The sequence below is a fragment of the Catelliglobosispora koreensis DSM 44566 genome (genome assembly GCF_000379685.1).
GTDB lineage: Bacteria > Actinomycetota > Actinomycetes > Mycobacteriales > Micromonosporaceae > Catelliglobosispora > Catelliglobosispora koreensis.
Genome location: NZ_KB903292.1, coordinates 219,861 through 234,479, shown reverse-complemented (window position 1 = coordinate 234,479; position 14,619 = coordinate 219,861). Strand labels below are relative to the sequence as shown.

At 64.4% G+C, this 14,619-nt stretch carries 16 protein-coding genes; 7 read left to right on the top strand and 9 right to left on the bottom strand.

Going from position 1 to position 14,619, the window contains the following annotated elements; all coding sequences use genetic code 11:
• Window positions 1–327: 327 nt before the first annotated feature.
• Window positions 328–1,152, bottom strand: coding sequence for a hypothetical protein (locus A3E1_RS0135290; RefSeq protein WP_020525548.1), 825 nt, complete (start codon window positions 1,150–1,152; stop codon window positions 328–330).
• Between the two features lie 103 nt (window positions 1,153–1,255).
• Between A3E1_RS0135290 and A3E1_RS0135285 the strand changes: the two genes are divergently transcribed.
• Window positions 1,256–1,654 (top strand): DnaJ family domain-containing protein, encoded by a 399-nt coding sequence (locus tag A3E1_RS0135285; protein WP_020525547.1) that lies wholly within the window; start codon window positions 1,256–1,258, stop codon window positions 1,652–1,654.
• Here the strand turns inward: A3E1_RS0135285 and A3E1_RS0135280 are convergent.
• A complete protein-coding gene (locus A3E1_RS0135280; RefSeq protein ID WP_211216051.1) occupies window positions 1,628–2,572 on the bottom strand; it encodes a helix-turn-helix transcriptional regulator in 945 nt (314 codons plus the stop codon). The two genes, A3E1_RS0135285 and A3E1_RS0135280, sit on opposite strands and share 27 nt — an antisense overlap.
• A gap of 73 nt (window positions 2,573–2,645) precedes the next feature.
• Between A3E1_RS0135280 and A3E1_RS0135275 the strand changes: the two genes are divergently transcribed.
• Window positions 2,646–2,942: a hypothetical protein gene (locus tag A3E1_RS0135275; RefSeq protein ID WP_020525545.1), complete on the top strand. Its 297-nt coding sequence runs from the start codon at window positions 2,646–2,648 to the stop codon at window positions 2,940–2,942.
• Here the strand turns inward: A3E1_RS0135275 and A3E1_RS0135270 are convergent.
• Window positions 2,904–3,860, bottom strand: a complete 957-nt coding sequence (locus A3E1_RS0135270; protein WP_020525544.1) for a DUF1152 domain-containing protein — start codon at window positions 3,858–3,860, stop codon at window positions 2,904–2,906. The genes A3E1_RS0135275 and A3E1_RS0135270 overlap by 39 nt on opposite strands.
• A 26-nt stretch (window positions 3,861–3,886) precedes the next feature.
• On the opposite strand from A3E1_RS0135270, the gene A3E1_RS0135265 reads away from it, so the two are divergent.
• Both A3E1_RS0135265 and A3E1_RS0135260 read left to right on the top strand, forming a co-directional pair.
• Window positions 3,887–4,561 (top strand): response regulator transcription factor, encoded by a 675-nt coding sequence (locus tag A3E1_RS0135265; RefSeq protein WP_026209135.1) that lies wholly within the window; start codon window positions 3,887–3,889, stop codon window positions 4,559–4,561.
• Complete coding sequence (locus A3E1_RS0135260; protein ID WP_020525542.1) at window positions 4,533–5,534, top strand: sensor histidine kinase; 1,002 nt, start codon at window positions 4,533–4,535, stop codon at window positions 5,532–5,534. Before A3E1_RS0135265 ends, A3E1_RS0135260 begins: the two co-directional genes overlap by 29 nt.
• 82 nt (window positions 5,535–5,616) lie before the next feature.
• On the opposite strand, the gene A3E1_RS0135255 is transcribed toward A3E1_RS0135260, so the two are convergent.
• A complete protein-coding gene (locus tag A3E1_RS0135255) occupies window positions 5,617–6,453 on the bottom strand; it encodes an aldo/keto reductase (protein WP_020525541.1) in 837 nt (278 codons plus the stop codon).
• A 25-nt stretch (window positions 6,454–6,478) separates the two neighbouring features.
• Between A3E1_RS0135255 and A3E1_RS43810 the strand changes: the two genes are divergently transcribed.
• Together A3E1_RS43810 and A3E1_RS0135245 are read left to right on the top strand one after the other, a co-directional pair.
• A complete protein-coding gene (locus A3E1_RS43810) occupies window positions 6,479–8,236 on the top strand; it encodes a tetratricopeptide repeat protein (protein WP_020525540.1) in 1,758 nt (585 codons plus the stop codon).
• Between the two features lie 20 nt (window positions 8,237–8,256).
• Entirely contained in the window at window positions 8,257–8,700 is a 444-nt protein-coding gene (locus A3E1_RS0135245) for a GNAT family N-acetyltransferase (protein WP_020525539.1), read from the top strand.
• Here A3E1_RS0135245 and A3E1_RS0135240 read toward each other — a convergent pair.
• Window positions 8,697–9,953: an alpha-L-fucosidase gene (locus A3E1_RS0135240; protein ID WP_020525538.1), complete on the bottom strand. Its 1,257-nt coding sequence runs from the start codon at window positions 9,951–9,953 to the stop codon at window positions 8,697–8,699. The two genes, A3E1_RS0135245 and A3E1_RS0135240, sit on opposite strands and share 4 nt — an antisense overlap.
• A 117-nt stretch (window positions 9,954–10,070) precedes the next feature.
• Between A3E1_RS0135240 and A3E1_RS0135235 the strand changes: the two genes are divergently transcribed.
• Window positions 10,071–10,859, top strand: coding sequence for an AraC family transcriptional regulator (locus tag A3E1_RS0135235; RefSeq protein ID WP_020525537.1), 789 nt, complete (start codon window positions 10,071–10,073; stop codon window positions 10,857–10,859).
• A gap of 56 nt (window positions 10,860–10,915) precedes the next feature.
• Here the strand turns inward: A3E1_RS0135235 and A3E1_RS0135230 are convergent, their stop codons facing one another.
• From A3E1_RS0135230 to A3E1_RS0135215, 4 genes are read right to left on the bottom strand one after another with little or no spacing between them, the layout of a single operon-like run.
• Window positions 10,916–11,830, bottom strand: a complete 915-nt coding sequence (locus tag A3E1_RS0135230) for an ABC transporter substrate-binding protein (RefSeq protein ID WP_020525536.1) — start codon at window positions 11,828–11,830, stop codon at window positions 10,916–10,918.
• A gap of 4 nt (window positions 11,831–11,834) precedes the next feature.
• Entirely contained in the window at window positions 11,835–12,611 is a 777-nt protein-coding gene (locus tag A3E1_RS0135225; protein ID WP_020525535.1) for an ABC transporter ATP-binding protein, read from the bottom strand.
• Complete coding sequence (locus A3E1_RS0135220; RefSeq protein ID WP_020525534.1) at window positions 12,608–13,564, bottom strand: FecCD family ABC transporter permease; 957 nt, start codon at window positions 13,562–13,564, stop codon at window positions 12,608–12,610. The genes A3E1_RS0135225 and A3E1_RS0135220 overlap by 4 nt, the downstream gene beginning before the upstream one ends.
• Window positions 13,561–14,541 carry a FecCD family ABC transporter permease gene (locus A3E1_RS0135215; RefSeq protein WP_026209132.1) on the bottom strand — a complete coding sequence of 327 codons (981 nt, stop codon included), beginning with the start codon at window positions 14,539–14,541 and terminating at the stop codon, window positions 13,561–13,563. The genes A3E1_RS0135220 and A3E1_RS0135215 overlap by 4 nt, the downstream gene beginning before the upstream one ends.
• Window positions 14,542–14,619 lie beyond the last annotated feature (78 nt).

Genomic DNA, 14,619 nt, shown 5'->3' with positions numbered 1-14,619 from the left:
TCCATAAACAATCGTGGCGGTAGCCACGGGTGGTCCCTGCTTACCGGAGCATTCACGAAAACGTAAGACTGTTTTATTGGTGCTTCGATGTGTGACACTTCTTCGATGTCTTAGTCCTCTGCCGCCGTTGGCTTGGGAGCGCTCCGGCGTCTGGCGTGACCATCGAGGTTGGCCTAATCACGGCGGACGCTTAGGTCACGTGCCACATCCCGGTGATCATCGGCAGCGCTGGCACATCGGCTCATCCCGCCGGGAACCCGTGCCGTTCGGCGTAGTCCTTCGCAGAGAAACCGGGGACAGTCCAATCTGGACTGTCCCCGGTTTTCCTTACGCGAAGGCGCAAACGAGCGTTGAGCCAAGAGACCAGGTGGTACTCGTCCCGGCGCCCAATTCCCGCGCGTAGACATAACTTCCTGTCGCCCACGGCGGCGTCTCTGGCACCACGATCTCTGGTGTCACCAGCCCTGGGGTCCGGTTGCCAATGTCCCAGCCGACGCTGAGCGTCCGTGCACCTGACGGGCAGGTAGACGCGACATGCTTGTTGTTCGAATCCCCCAGCGCCAAAGCGTTCACACGCTGAAGTCCTGGCAGATCGCCCGGTCCACAGACGGCATAGGTCCGCAGCGACCAAGCGGCGGCCGCACCGTTGGCGTCTTCCACCGCCACCGCGTTCACCGTCGTGACACCAGGAACCATCGAGTTGAGGATGACTTCCCCGTTGCCACCAATGACTTCCGCGCCACCCCCGGTGACTTTCTTACCCGCCGGGCAGGTGGCCGTCGGCCCGTCCACGCCGACCACCTGGAACCCAGGCTGATCGTCAGCGCAAACCGCGTAGGTCCGCAGCCACCAGAGTCCCTTCGTGCCCTTCGGGGTTTCCCTTGCCCTGACTTGGAAGTAGCTCGCGCTAGGCAGCACCTTGTCAATCAGGACCTCTCCTTGCGTGTCGCCATCGAGGTAGAAACCGCCACCGATGAGACGCTGGCCGGTGCACGTGGCCGTGACGGTCCGCACCGACGTGGATTCGGCGAGTGAGTTCACCGTGACCACTCTGAGCGCACGCAACGTCTCGGCTGCGCTTGCGGGAACCGCGAACTGCGAACCGATGACGCTGGCCGCTAACGCGACAGCCGCGAGCCGGGCTAAGCGCACGGGAGACCTCCATTTTGCCGGAAACAATTGCCGCACACGATATGGCTAAAACCACAGTCCGAGCTGTCGGTTTGCCGTCAGAGCACGAGGGTAGGGTGTCGTTATGACGGGGCCAGCGTATGAATCGGCGTTTGACCGCCAGATCCGCGAGGCAGAAGAGCGCGGAGACTTCAAAGACTTGCCCGGCAAGGGCAAGCCGATCCCGGGCGCGGGCGGCCACTATGACGAAGACTGGTGGCTCAAGCAGTGGATCGCCCGCGAGAATCTGACCGGTCTGCTGCCGCCGAGTTTGGCTCTGCGTAAAGAGATCGAAGAGCTCGACATGATGCTGGCCCGCCGCAACAACGAAGAAGCCGTGCGGGCTTACCTCGCCGACCTCAACGCCCGCATCATCAAAGCCAATCGCGGCATGCTTGACGGTCCGCCCGTGGTGCTGCAAAAAGTTGACGCTGACGCGGCTGTCGAGCGGTGGCGCTCACGTCCCCAGCGCCCGCGCGATTAACGTTTTGCGGCTGCGTTCGCCGGTTTTGGCGAAGATGGATTTCAGATGATCCTGCACGGTGTGCTCCGACAAGTACATCATGGTGGCGATCTCTTTGGTGTCTTGGCCTTTCACCAGATGACCGAATAGCTCGGCTTCCCTCGGGGACAGTCCGCAAGCGCGGGTGAACAAGTCAACTCGCTCCGCTGGCGAACTCTCCTCAATGGACACCGCGATCGCGTCGCCCATGGTGGTTGCCCGCAGGGTCATCCACAATCCGCTCGCCAGGTGCACCCGCGCCCAGGCGGGGCGCGAGTGCGTCCCGGCCTCGTTCGCGAGCACTTGCGCCCCAACGTTATACGCGCCAGCCGGAATGGGTTGCTGGCCTTCCGGTGGCGGGACGAGTTGCCGCAGATAGGCGTTCGTTTCCGGCGTCTGCCGTAAGACGGTCAGATCACGGGACAACAGCAGCACGACGGGGCCTGGTCTCGGCGGGCGGGCTGGTGCGGTGATGAACGTTTCGGCCTGGCTGTGGCGCAGTGCCTCGGTGACCGGCTCGCAAAGCGCGTCTAGGGCTTGCCGCTCAGCGGCCGTGAACGGGTCGCCAGCGCGCCACAGGTCGAGCCAGCCCCACGTTCCGTGCCTATCGCTGAAGACCACCGTGGCGACGTCTGCGATGCCGTGCCGCGCCAAGAATTCGCGCCACTGTGAGCCACCTGTCGCCGCCGACAAATACCGCAGGCGGATCACTTCGGGAAGGCTGGGCATCAGCTCGTCAGGCACCCGAGCCACCGGCGAACAGCCGACGCCGGTCTCAGGGTCCGTGAGCAGAAACGCGTGGTAATCAAAACGGACCGTCTGCTTCAACGCCCGCAGCACACGCGATCGCAGGGACACCGGGTCGCCACCCGCGCGGCACGCAGCCTCGACAGCCGTCACGAGGCTCAGCGTAGCGGGCATACCCCAGCTATCTGGGATATGCCACCGCCGCGCTGGCCCCAACACTGAAGGCATGACAACACTTCACATCGAGCACGCGATCACTGACTTCGGCACCTGGAAGGGCGCGTTTGACCGGTTCGCCGAGATGCGCCAGCAGGCCGGGGTGCTGGCACATCGCGTCTATCAGCCCATCGGCGATCCGAACTATGTCGTTGTCGATCTGGATTTCAGCACGCCCGCGCAAGCTGAGGCGTTTCTGGGTTTCCTGCGCGACAAGGTGTGGGCATCGCCAGCCAACGCCCCGGCCCTCGTCGGAACTCCCGTGACTTCAGTGTGGAAAGTCGCGCCGGGGACGGATGGTGATTGACTCGCGGAAGCGCTCAATCGCCGCGCCGACTTGGATTCTGGTGACCGTTGGCTCCAAAGCGGTGCGGTACAACAGTTTGCGGTAAACGCCCAGCAGATCGAAGCTGAAATACATGGCCATCAGCGGGTTAATGAACAGTTCGCTGCCGCCGGTGCGGGTCGTGAAATGCATATCGCCGAACTCGCCCTTGATCGCGGCGGCGATCTGTCCATTCACGATGCTCGGGTATTTCGGTGTGTGCAGGGCCGCATGTGCCACGGCGTCAAGGTAAGCGGCACCTTCTGGCGACTGCCACGAGATCGACAGCGCACCGAGATAGGCACCGGCTTTGTCAAGCGTGGCAATGTTTTCCAGCACGTGCGAGTGGCAGATGCCGTGAAACGAGTCCACGCCAAAGCCGGCGCTGACGACAAACCTTACCGGGACGTCGATTCCTGCCACGGCGACAAGGCTCGCCATGTCTTCGGCGGGCGTGCCCAGGCCAGCCTCATCACCTTGCATGAGGATGTCGGTGCCGCCGTCAACGAGCACGATGGCGTCGAGTTCCAGCCGCTGCACGAGGGTGCGGTAGTTGGCGCGCATCGGCTGCACCCCAGCCCGTTCCAGTGCGTAGACCACTGGCGTGAGCGGACCGCCGGTGAGCCAGCGGGCCAGCGTCCGTTCCGGAAAGTAGGTCTCGCCACCGGTCGACTCCGCGGTCACGGCTGCTAGCCGCGGCTCGATCCAATCGGCTTGGCCGAGGTCGCCGAGATCGGTGAACGTGAGGTTAGCGAGGTGGACTTGCTTGCCAGCGGCGGCGAGGGCGAAGGCGAGGGGAAGGCCGGCATATACGTCAAATCCCCCACCGGCTCCCGCGATCAGGACGCTGCGGGCGGGTTCGAGATGGGTGAACAGGGCGGGTTCTCGAAGGCTCCACACGAGCCGAGATCATGTCATCATGAAGGATCGTTAGCCAGCAGCTTTTACTGATCGAGGACGACGACAGGATCGCTCGTCTGCTGCACCGTGCACTGCACGGGGAGGGCTTTCAGGTCGTTCGCACGGCGACCGGGCAGGAGGGGCTCACCTCGGGCCTCAACGGCGGCTTCGACCTGGTGATCCTCGATCTGATGCTGCCGGATCTCGATGGCATGACGGTCTTGCACAAACTGGTGGAAAACGTGCCCAGTCAACCGGTGCTGGTGTTGTCAGCGGTTCCGCAGATCGCGACGAGGGTGGCGTGCATCGAGGGCGGCGCGGCCGACTTCGTGGCCAAGCCGTTCGCCCTGGCTGAACTGGTCGCGCGCGTGCGGGCACGCATTAGGGAACGAGCACCCGGGCCCGCCACGGATCTGCTGACGGCCGGGCCGGTACGCCTGGACCTGCGCTCACACAAGGTGATCGTCCAGGGGCGAGAGTCGGCGCTGTCGCATCGCGAGTTCAGTTTGCTGCGCTATCTCATGCAGCGCACCGGTTTGGCGTGTTCGCGAGCCGAGCTCCTGCGCGAAGTCTGGGACATGACCTTCGATCCGGGCACTAATGTCGTCGATGTCTTCATCCGCAGGCTGCGGGCCAAACTTGACCATCCTGATCGGATAGTGGCGGTAAGGCATGTCGGATACCGTTTCGACGCGCACTAAGTGGATCGTCCGCGCGACTTGGCTAAGCGGCGCGCTGCTTTGCGCGCTAGCGATGTACCTGTTGCCTTCGCACGAGACGATCCCCTATCACGTGCTTTGGATTGGGCTCGTGCTCGCTTATGGCTTCACGGTGTGGCAGCCCCGCGAAATGCTGGTCATGGTGGCGATATCCGCTGTCGTGACCGGCACGATCATGTCGTATCACGCCAGCCTGGGACGCATTGACTGGATCGAGACCGCTGAGATTCCGCTGAGTGTGATCCTGACGGCGGTCGTCGCTCACTACCTGCGTAAGCGGCACTTGGCGTTAGCCGAACTGGCCCGCATCGCGCAGGAGGAACACCGCCGCATCGAGGCACGCCAGCACCTGGTGCGGCAGGTGTCGCACGAGTTGCGGACACCGATCACGATCGCCCGCGGGTACACGGAATTGGTACGGGAACGCGTTAGCGACCCTGTCGTGGCTGAAGACACCGCTATCGTGCTCGATGAGCTGGACAAACTCGCGCAGATCACGGAACGCCTGGTCACGTTGATGCAAATAGAGGGTCAGCTCACCCGTGAGCCGCTAGCCCTTGACCGTGAGCTGGCCCGGATCGTGCGGCGCTGGACTCCGGCCGCCGAGCGCGCGTGGGAAGTCACGGCCAGCAGCGGAACCGTTCTCGCCAACCGTGAGCGGCTGGAAGTCGCCGTCGACTGTCTCCTGGACAACGCCGTCAAGCACACGGCCCGCGGTGACCGGATTAAAGTGACCGGGAGCATCGACCATGATGGCTGGTCGGTCGAGGTAACCGACACAGGCGCGGGCATGAATCCGGGCGAAGTGCCTGAGGGGATTGGGCTTTCGACGGTGCGGGGCATCGCTCAGCAGTGGGGCGGCACGATCGAAGTGCGCAGCCGCCCCGGCGCCGGGACTACCGTTTCGATGACACAACTGTCATCAATGTTGCCGGTCAAGGCGTGGCAACCATAGGTTTCGGATGGTCCGTCGTGATGGGATCCAACTCACTGATTCCTCCCCGGCTTCATTGAATTCGTATCCCATCGCGACGGGGTCAGTGGCCGAAGGCGTCTGAGTCAGCCGCCATGGCCTCGCCCTGGTCGAGCGCACTGATCGCTTCGATGTCGGCTGGCTCCAGCTCGAACCCGAACACGTCGAGGTTGTCCGCAAGGCGGTCACGGTTGCTGGACTTCGGAATCGGCACCGCGCCCAGCTCAAGGTGCCAGCGCAGCACGACCTGGCCGGGCGTTATGCCGATCCGGGCGGCGATGTCTCGCACGGCCGGCTCACGCAGGACGCTATTGCCTCCGCCGCCAAGCGGCGCCCACGACTCGGTGACGATGCCATGTTTCTCGTGATAGGACCGTGCCGCCTCACGTGTGACCAGTGGGTTCAGCTCGATCTGATTCACGTCGGGAACCACACCGGTTTCCGCGATGACCCGGTCGAGGTGGGCGGGCTTGAAGTTGGACGTGCCGATAGCTTTGACCCGCCCCTCTTTCAGCATCGCCGCCAGTCCTTCCCATGCCTCGACATAGCGATCCTGCGCCGGATTCGGCCAGTGGATCAGCATGAGGTCGAGGTAGTCGACGCCTAGCCGGTCGCAACTGCGCGATACCGCCTCGGCGACCAGGTTGGCACCGTGCCAGCGCCGGTTGAATTTGGTGGTGACGAACACATCTTCTCTGGACACACCCGAGGCACGGATGCCCCGGCCGACACCGGCCTCGTTGCCGTAATTCTCGGCGGTGTCGATGAGCCGGTAGCCTAACCCAATCGCCTGCGCTATCACGGTTTCGGCTTCGCGATCGGACATTGGCCAGGTGCCTAGCCCGACGCGGGGCATCTTCGCCCCATGCCGCAGCTCGACGGTGCTCACGTGTGACGTCATGTCCCCACTCTATTAGGCTGCACAGATGCTCGAAGGCAACGACGATCCACAGCTTCAGGCTGAAGGCGAACTCTCCCTCGCGCGGATGGCCCTAGACAGCGGCGACCTCAATCACGCGGCCAATCACCTCGCCGGGGCGGTGGCTTGGTCGCCGGGGCACCCCGAGGTGCGGGAGCTGATGGGACAGCTGGTGCGCGAGCACGGCGCGGCGACGCCAGACTTGTTCGATATCAAGGGTTCCGCCTTCATCGGCACCGTGGTCGCCCGTGCCTATGCGCTGGGCAGCCTTGGCCAGCACGCGGAGGCGTTCCAGCTGCTGGTTTCGGCCAGTGCCTATGACCCCTCGATGCCATGGGCCGAGGTGGACTGGATGTCTGATCCTCATATAGCCGAAGCGATTCACCCCGAGATCACGGTCCGCGCCATGATGCGGCTCGCTACGGCATTGGCCGACCCGGTTACCGATCCGGCGGTGCGGGCCGCGTCGGCTCCCTACCTGACTTTTGTGAGCAATGCCGTCGCCGCGCACAGCTATTACGGCCTGCTCATCGGCGTGGCTTCAAGCATCTCGCGGCGCGCGGGGTCGCTGGAGCAGGCGCTCGCGTGGGCGACCCAGGCGGTGCAGACGGATCCGACCGCGATGACCGAGCTCTACCTCGCGTCGGTTTACCGTTCCATGAAGCAGGTTGACGCCGCGGCGCAGTCCTTCGAGCGCGCCATCGCACACGATCCGCTTAATCTGGCGCTGTATTCCGACCTCGCCGAACTCTATGCCACACACCAGCAGCTGCCCAAAGCCTTGCAGTGGATCGACAAGGCGATGGCGATCGACCCGGACTATGACTGCGTTGTCCACGTTGGACAGCGGCTGCGCTTCGAGCAGGACCACGACGCCCGGCATCTGATCCAGCTGGCCGATTTCGCCAGCGCCCACCCTGGCAGCGACTGCAATCACGAGGATCTGACAGCGGCGTGCTGGGAAGAACCTTGGCTGGGCTTCGTTCCGGCTTCTACCGAGTCGTGCACCAACCTGCTCTCGCAAGCCGTGGAGCAGAAGATTGACGGTCCGATCACCATGTCGGTCTCCTCTTTTGAGCCACCGAGCGCCATAACCGCCATCACGCGGACCTTCCCCGGTTCCTCAGTGACCACTGGGCCTGCACCCGGCGCCGATCCGCACCGTCCATTGCGGACAGTGCGGGCACAGGTCTGGACGCCCGACGGTCAGCCCGCCGTCGCGCCGCCATCGCAGCGTGCCGTGGCCGCGCTGCAACAGACCGCCCAGTTCCGTCTGGGCAATCCGCCAGCCGCCTATGACCACGCCGTCAGCCTGGCCGGGCTATCCCTGGACGACCTGCTCGGCGTGCTGGTTCACCCCGTGGCACCACCATCAGATGGGGATATTCCGTGGCACGACTACCCCGCCCTCTGGATTCGTGTCGTGCAGACCTGGGCCTGCCTGGGCATGTTGCACCATCAAGCCGACGAGCCGTGGCAGACCTCAGCCCGCCGCGAGGTGCTCGTTGACTTGACGTTTGGTGCCGAAGACTGGGTGACCGAGACCGCGTTGTTCGCCCTCATCACCGCTGCCTGGGTCGATCAGAGTAGTCGCGAAGATGTGGCAAACGTGGTCCGCGACCGGTTCGAGACGCTGAAATCGGCCTACGCCGTGCGCCCGGTCACCATTGCCCCCAGCCTCGCCCGGCTCGCGCTATTAACCCCGCAAATCGATGGGGGTACTAGGGAGTTCGCGGCAGAAATCCTGGCGGAGACCGACGACTGACCGAGGTATCCTGGCCCGTTATGCGGCTGGAATTGGTAACCAAGGAAAATGTCCGGGCGGCCTGCGATCTGAAGCTCCACCCTCATCAGGAGAGCTATGTGGCACCCGTCGCGGTGTCGATCGCCGAGGCCTACGTGAATCAGGACATCGCCTGGCTCCGAGTGATCATGGACGAGGACCAGGTCGTCGGGTTCGTCATGGTCGCCATCCAGCCTGATGAGCCGATCGAGGCTTACCGTTTTTGCATCTGGCGGCTGAACATCGCCGCCGAGGAGCAGGGCAAGGGCTATGGCCGCTTCGCGATCGACTCGGTGCTGAAGGAGGCCCGGGAGCGTGGCGTCAGCCGGGTCACGGTCACGTGGCATCCCGGTGAGGACGGCCCAGAAGAGTTCTATAAGCGACTGGGTTTCGTCCCCACCGGCGAGGTGCTTGAGGGCGAAAAGGTTGGGGCGATTGACGTCTAGACGCGGCCTGTCCCGCGATAGAGGTCAAGCTCGCCGTCGAGTTCGACAGCGATGACCGTGGCATAGGCGTCCTCGGTTGTGGGCGCCTTAATCCACTTCACCCCGGGCACGTCATGCAGGCCATGGTCGGCGTGATGGGACAGCTCTTCTCCCGAGCCCAGCACGGAAATCTTGCGAATCTGGTTACGCACGCCGCGCAGGCCGATGGTCTCGCGTGGCGTGTCAAAGCACATGAGATAAAGCGTTTCGCGGTCTGCCGACAGGGTGCTCGGCCCATAGTGGTGCCCGGCGGGCAGCCCGGCCACCGTCGCGTAGACAGCCTCGCTGTGTCTGCGGATCCAGGCGCCCAGGCCCCGCAGGCGTTCGGCTTGCGGCGCCGTGATCGTGCCGTCTTCGCGTGGGCCGACATCGAGCAGCAGATTGCCACCCGCGCCGATCGTCTCCACGAAGTAGCGCACCAGCTGACGGACCGTCTTGTGGTTGTCGTCGTGGCCTTGAAAGCCCCAAGAGTCGTTGACTGTCAGGCACAACTCCCACGGGCCATCGGGCGGCAGGATCGGCACGCCTTGCTCCGGTGTCGCGTAATCGCCGTAGGACAGCATGCGGGCGTTGAGAATCGTTTGCGGGTTGGCGGCCAGAATCCGTTCCGCCAACGGCTTTAGCCGCCACTGGGCCTCGCTGCGCTCCCACTCGCCGTCAAACCACAGCAGATCTGGGTGGTAGCGATCCATCAGCTCGCCCACTTGACCGTCGCGGTAGTCCAGATATTTCTCCCACGCGGCCGGATCGTCGGGCTGTCCCTCGGGCGGGCCGACGAAGCGGTTGTCGTTGACCCACGTCGCCTCACCCTGGTTGCGCACACTGGCGTATAGCGGATGGGTCCAGTCGGAGTGCGAATAGTAGAAGCCAACCTTGAGGTCCCGTTCGCGCAACGCGTCCGCGTAGGGCTGAAGCAGGTCACGACCCGCCGGTGTCTGGCGCACGTTCAGGTCACCAAAAGCCGTGTCCCATAAGGCGAATCCGTCATGATGGCGAGCGGTCAGCACGGCGTAGCGGGCGCCCGCGTCAGCGAACAGCTCCGCCCACGCCTTCGGGTCATAGTTCGCGGCCGTGAAACCGTTCAGCTGAGCCAAGTAGTCCTCGCGCGACAGCTGGCCCTGATACATAGCCCACGATTCGGGGACACCTTTGACGGCATAGATGCCGTAATGGAGAAAGATGCCGAGTTTGGCATCGGGAAACCAAGGCTGCATCGGCACGGCGCGCCAGCTCCTTCACAGGTCCGTTAGTGGTAGGTGCTGGGTAAGGCTAGAACCCAAAGCCTTGTCAACGCGTTGGCCAGGTTCACCTTTACTGGTAGTTTTTCACCCGTGTCCGACCTGCTGCCCGACGGTGCCGTGATGTTGCGGCTGCAGCAGCCGCCGGTCATCGCCAACGTCGGCGCCGCCGTGCACGGGACAACCGGCAAACACGATGTGTTTCTGCTCCGCGATCACTGGCAGCTGCACCTCTACGCCTATTCAGGCGAGCTGATCCTGGGCGGGCTGACGCACACCATCCATCCTGGTCACGTGAGCCTCGTGCCGCCGGGGCAGGAGGTGCGGTTCGGCTATCGCGGGCGCTCCGAGCATCTGTTCGTCCACCTCCAGCTGCCCACCGTGGGACCGGGCCTTCGCGTGCCCGTCATGCAGGACGCTGGCGAGCGGGCCGAGGCACTGTCAGGCATGTTTCGCCAGGCACTGGCCGCGGCACACCGCGAGCCCGTCCAAGCGGCCGCTGAGATCTGGGCCGTGCTCTGGCGGGTGGCTCAGCTAGCGCAGCCGTCCGAGGGCGGCCGGCATCAGGCGGTGGTGCGGGCGATGGACTTCATCGAGAGCCGGCTAGGCGAACCGGTCACGGTGCCACAGATCGCGCGCTATGCGGAGGTCTCGCACAATCAGCTCACGCGACTGTTTCGTCTGGAGACAGGGGAAACCGTGGTGGCCTACCTGCGCCGCAGGCGGCTTGAGCGCGCTGAGCACCTGTTGCGGCGCACGACTTTGCCCATCCCCGCTATCGCCGGTCTCGTGGGCATTCCCGATCTGCAGGCCTTCAACAAGGCGTGCCGTCGCGAGTTGGGACAAGCACCCCGCGCGATCCGTTCCAGTTTGTCCCTATAAAAGCAGACCGTGGTGCCGGTTCCCACCGGCGGAACCGGCACCACGACCAGGTCATATTAGCTGAGGTATTTCTCTAGGTCATCAAGGATCTTGTTAGCCGCCGTGACACCGATTCCTGTCATCCAGGTTTCGTCGGTCACGACCTGAATCTTGCCGGTCTTCACCGCCGAAAGTGCCGTCCACAATGGACCAGCCGTGATTTTCGCCTGCTCCGCTGCGGCCTTCTCGCCGTAGGCGGCCACGAACACGAAATCACCGTCAACGTCGGCGACCCGCTCCGGGCTCACCTTCTCAAACCGCTTGTCCTGCTTGCCTTCCAGCATCTGGAACGGTGTGCGGGCCAGGCCCGCGTCGGTCAGCACGATGCCGGAGAACGACTCCGGGCCGTAGACACGAATGTGGTCAGGCATGAACCGCACCACAGAAATCTTGAGCGCCTTGTTCACCTTCAACGTGGCGGCTCGCTGCTGATAGCCGTTGAGCTTGGTTTGGGCCTCCGCACCCTTGCCCAGGGCCTGACCGTCGAGGAGGAAGTTTTCCTTCCACGGCTTGCCCACGTTTTCCGTGAAGACGGTCGGGGCGATCTTGCTCAGCTCCGCGTAGAACTTTTCCTGGCGGAACTTGGAACCCAGGATCAAGTCGGGCTTCAGGGCGGCGATCGCTTCGAGGTTGGGCTCTTGCAGAGTACCCACCTCTTTGATGTCTTTAGTGGCTTCGGCTCCGAAGTAGGTTGGCCATCCCGTGAGTTCCCCGGCCCGGGCCGCACCTACGGGCGTGACACCGAGGGTGAGCGCGGTGTCAACCTTGTCGGTGTCCAGCACGACCACGCGCTTGGGCTGAGCCGGAATCTTGCTGGTTCCCATGGCGTGCTTGAGTTCCACCGTTGCCGCTGCCGTGTCGGTGGGCTTGGTGGTGCCACAGCCGGCCAGAGCCAGCCCGGCGACCACGGCCGCTAGCAGGAGACGCTTCACTTGCTTATTCCTTTCCAGTGGGAACGACCAGCGGTGCGCCGCTGACCGGACAGGGCACGACAACGCATTCGAGCCCAAAGACTTGCCGCACCAGGTCTGCGGTGACCACATTGGACGGTGCGCCCGTCGCGACGACTTCGCCATCTCGCATCGCGATGATGTGATCGGCGAAGCGGGCGGCCTGGTTGAGGTCGTGCAACACGGCGACGATGGTCCGGCCGCCACGTTGCAAGCGCCGCATCAAAGCCAGGACATCAACCTGATGCGCCAGATCGAGAAATGTTGTTGGCTCGTCGAGGAGAAGCGTCTCGGTCTGCTGGGCGAGTGCCATCGCGATCCACACGCGCTGCCGCTGCCCGCCGGACAGTTCCTCGATCGGCCGGTCGGCGAGATCGGCCACGTCAGCGTCGGAAAGTGCTTGCCGCACCACGGTTTCGTCATCGGCGGACCACTGGCGCCACCACCGCTGATAAGGCTGACGGCCACGAGAAACAAGATCAAGAACAGATATTCCCTCTGGTACCAAAGGAGCCTGCGGCAAAACACCAAGCCGCTGCGCCACCAGGCGGGGCGGCAGCTCGTGCAACGGCTGCCCGTCCAGAAGCACCGCTCCTCCACGGGGTTTGAGCAGCCGTGCCATGGTGCGCAGAAGCGTTGACTTGCCTGAAGCGTTGGGCCCGATGATGACGGTCAGTTTTCCGGGCGGAATCGCGACCGACAGTCCATTGAGGACCTTCCGGCCGTCATATCCCGCGACGAGTTCCGTGACGTCCAGTTTCACGCGCGCCTCCGGCGTAGAAGCAGGTAGATCAGGTAGGGCGCACCAATAGCGGCCGTGAGCACACCGGCTGGCAGCTGCGTGGGCGCGAGCAGCCGCCGCCCGGCCAGATCCGCGAGCACGACGAGGGTGGCCCCGAGCAGAGCTGACATCACCAATGGCGGGCGTTCGGTTTTCGCGATGCGCTGGGCGACTTGCGGTGCGACCAAAGCCACGAAGTCGACGGCACCGACCTGCGCGGTCGCCGACGCGGCAAGCAAAGCACCAAGAGCGGCAAGCCCGTAGCGGCGGGCGACTGGCCGCACGCCCAGCCCGCGGGCGACATCGTCGTCAAGTGAGCTGATTCGCAGTGCCCATGCGGCCCATGCCAACGGCACCGCTGCGGCGAGCAACACGATCCCGATGGCGGTGGCTTCTTCCAGTCCCCGGCCGTTGAGCGAACCGATGAGCCAGATCTGGGCTCGTTGCGCGTCAATCACTTCCGCCGACGTGAGCACGACTTCGATGCCGGCCCGTAACGCGAAGGCGACCGCCACTCCCGCGAGCACGAACCGCCTCGCGGTGAATCCGGCCCGCGAGCCGAACCCGAACACGACAGCCGCCGCGAGCAGACCGCCCGCGAGAGCCGCTGGCGCGACAGCGAAAGCGCCTGTGGTCAGGGCGATTGTCGCCGCGAGGCCAGCTCCCTGCGTCACCCCAATGACATCGGGACTGGCGAGCGGATTGCGGGTCACCGCTTGGATGAGCGCACCGCCGAGGCCAAACGCGGCACCGGCGACCGCGGCCAGAATCGTGCGCGGCAGGCGAAGCTCCCGCACCACCACGTCATAGTCGGTGCCGCCAAAGAACAATGACCGCAAGACTTCTAACGGCGGCACACTGACGTCCCCAAGGCTGACACTAGCGACGATCGCCGCGGCAAGGACAGCGGCGATAGGCAGCAGACGCCACGTCATTTGCCGCTCCGCAGCACTGTCCAAAGCAGAACCGGGGCGCCCACCAAAGCGGTGATGACCCCGGCCGGAACCTCGCCGGGCGGAAACAGAACGCGGCCAAGGATGTCCGCGCTCAGCACCATGACGACACCAAACAACGCGGACACCGGCAGCACCCAGCGGTGACCGGTGCCCACGAGAGCTCGGGCAGCATGGGGCACGGCTAGCCCGACGAAAGCGATCGGGCCGGCGAGAGCGACGGCGGCACCGGTCAGCAAAACAGCGGCCGTCCCACCAATGATGCGCACCCTGGCCACGGATTGGCCGAGCCCACGGGCCATATCATCGCCAAGCGCCAAGGCGTCCAGCCCTCTCGCCACGAAGACGGCCAGCACGAGGCCGACCGCGATGAACGGAGCGACCTGAAGCGCCATCTGCGGCGTCCGGCCGGCGAGCGAACCCACGACCCAGAACCGGAACTGATCAAACGTCGCCGCGTCGATGCTGAGCAAGCCGTAGATGAGCGAGCCAAGCCCGGCATCAACGGCAGCGCCAGCCAGAGCTAGGTTCACCGGGTGGGCACCGTCACGTGAACGGGCCGCGATCCCGAAGACGAGAAGGCCTGCCAGTGCCGCGCCCAGCAGGCCGAACCAGATCCAGCCCGCGAGCGTGCTAATCCCGAACATCGCGATCGCCACCACCACTCCGGTCGATGCGCCCGCTGAGATACCTAAGATCCGGGGTTCGGCGATTGGGTTGCGCGTCAGCGTCTGCATCATCGCCCCGGCGATGGCCAGGGCCAGGCCGACTTCAATCCCGGCGAGGGTCCGGGGCAGCCGCATATCCCACACGATCACGGACGCTTCACTGGCTGACGGGTGCAGCAGCACGTCAAAGACTTCGTGGACGGGGATCGCCTTGCTGCCGATAGCCAAACTGGCCACGGCCGCGACCCCGAGCAGGACCGCGCCGAGGATGACGACGAAGCCCCTCTTCACGTAACCCGACACTAGGTTAGGCAACCCTAACTGTCGACTTAGCGTGAGCTAGCTCTCTTATGCGGACGATCCGGGTCG

Coding starts and splice junctions, on each gene's coding strand:
- A3E1_RS43810 (WP_020525540.1), top strand. CDS start 6,479: ATGCTCGAAGGCAACGACGATCCACAGCTTCAGGCTGAAGGCGAACTC.
- A3E1_RS0135285 (WP_020525547.1), top strand. CDS start 1,256: ATGACGGGGCCAGCGTATGAATCGGCGTTTGACCGCCAGATCCGCGAG.
- A3E1_RS0135240 (WP_020525538.1), bottom strand. CDS start 9,953: ATGCAGCCTTGGTTTCCCGATGCCAAACTCGGCATCTTTCTCCATTAC.
- A3E1_RS0135245 (WP_020525539.1), top strand. CDS start 8,257: ATGCGGCTGGAATTGGTAACCAAGGAAAATGTCCGGGCGGCCTGCGAT.
- A3E1_RS0135275 (WP_020525545.1), top strand. CDS start 2,646: ATGACAACACTTCACATCGAGCACGCGATCACTGACTTCGGCACCTGG.
- A3E1_RS0135255 (WP_020525541.1), bottom strand. CDS start 6,453: ATGACGTCACACGTGAGCACCGTCGAGCTGCGGCATGGGGCGAAGATG.
- A3E1_RS0135260 (WP_020525542.1), top strand. CDS start 4,533: ATGTCGGATACCGTTTCGACGCGCACTAAGTGGATCGTCCGCGCGACT.
- A3E1_RS0135220 (WP_020525534.1), bottom strand. CDS start 13,564: ATGACGTGGCGTCTGCTGCCTATCGCCGCTGTCCTTGCCGCGGCGATC.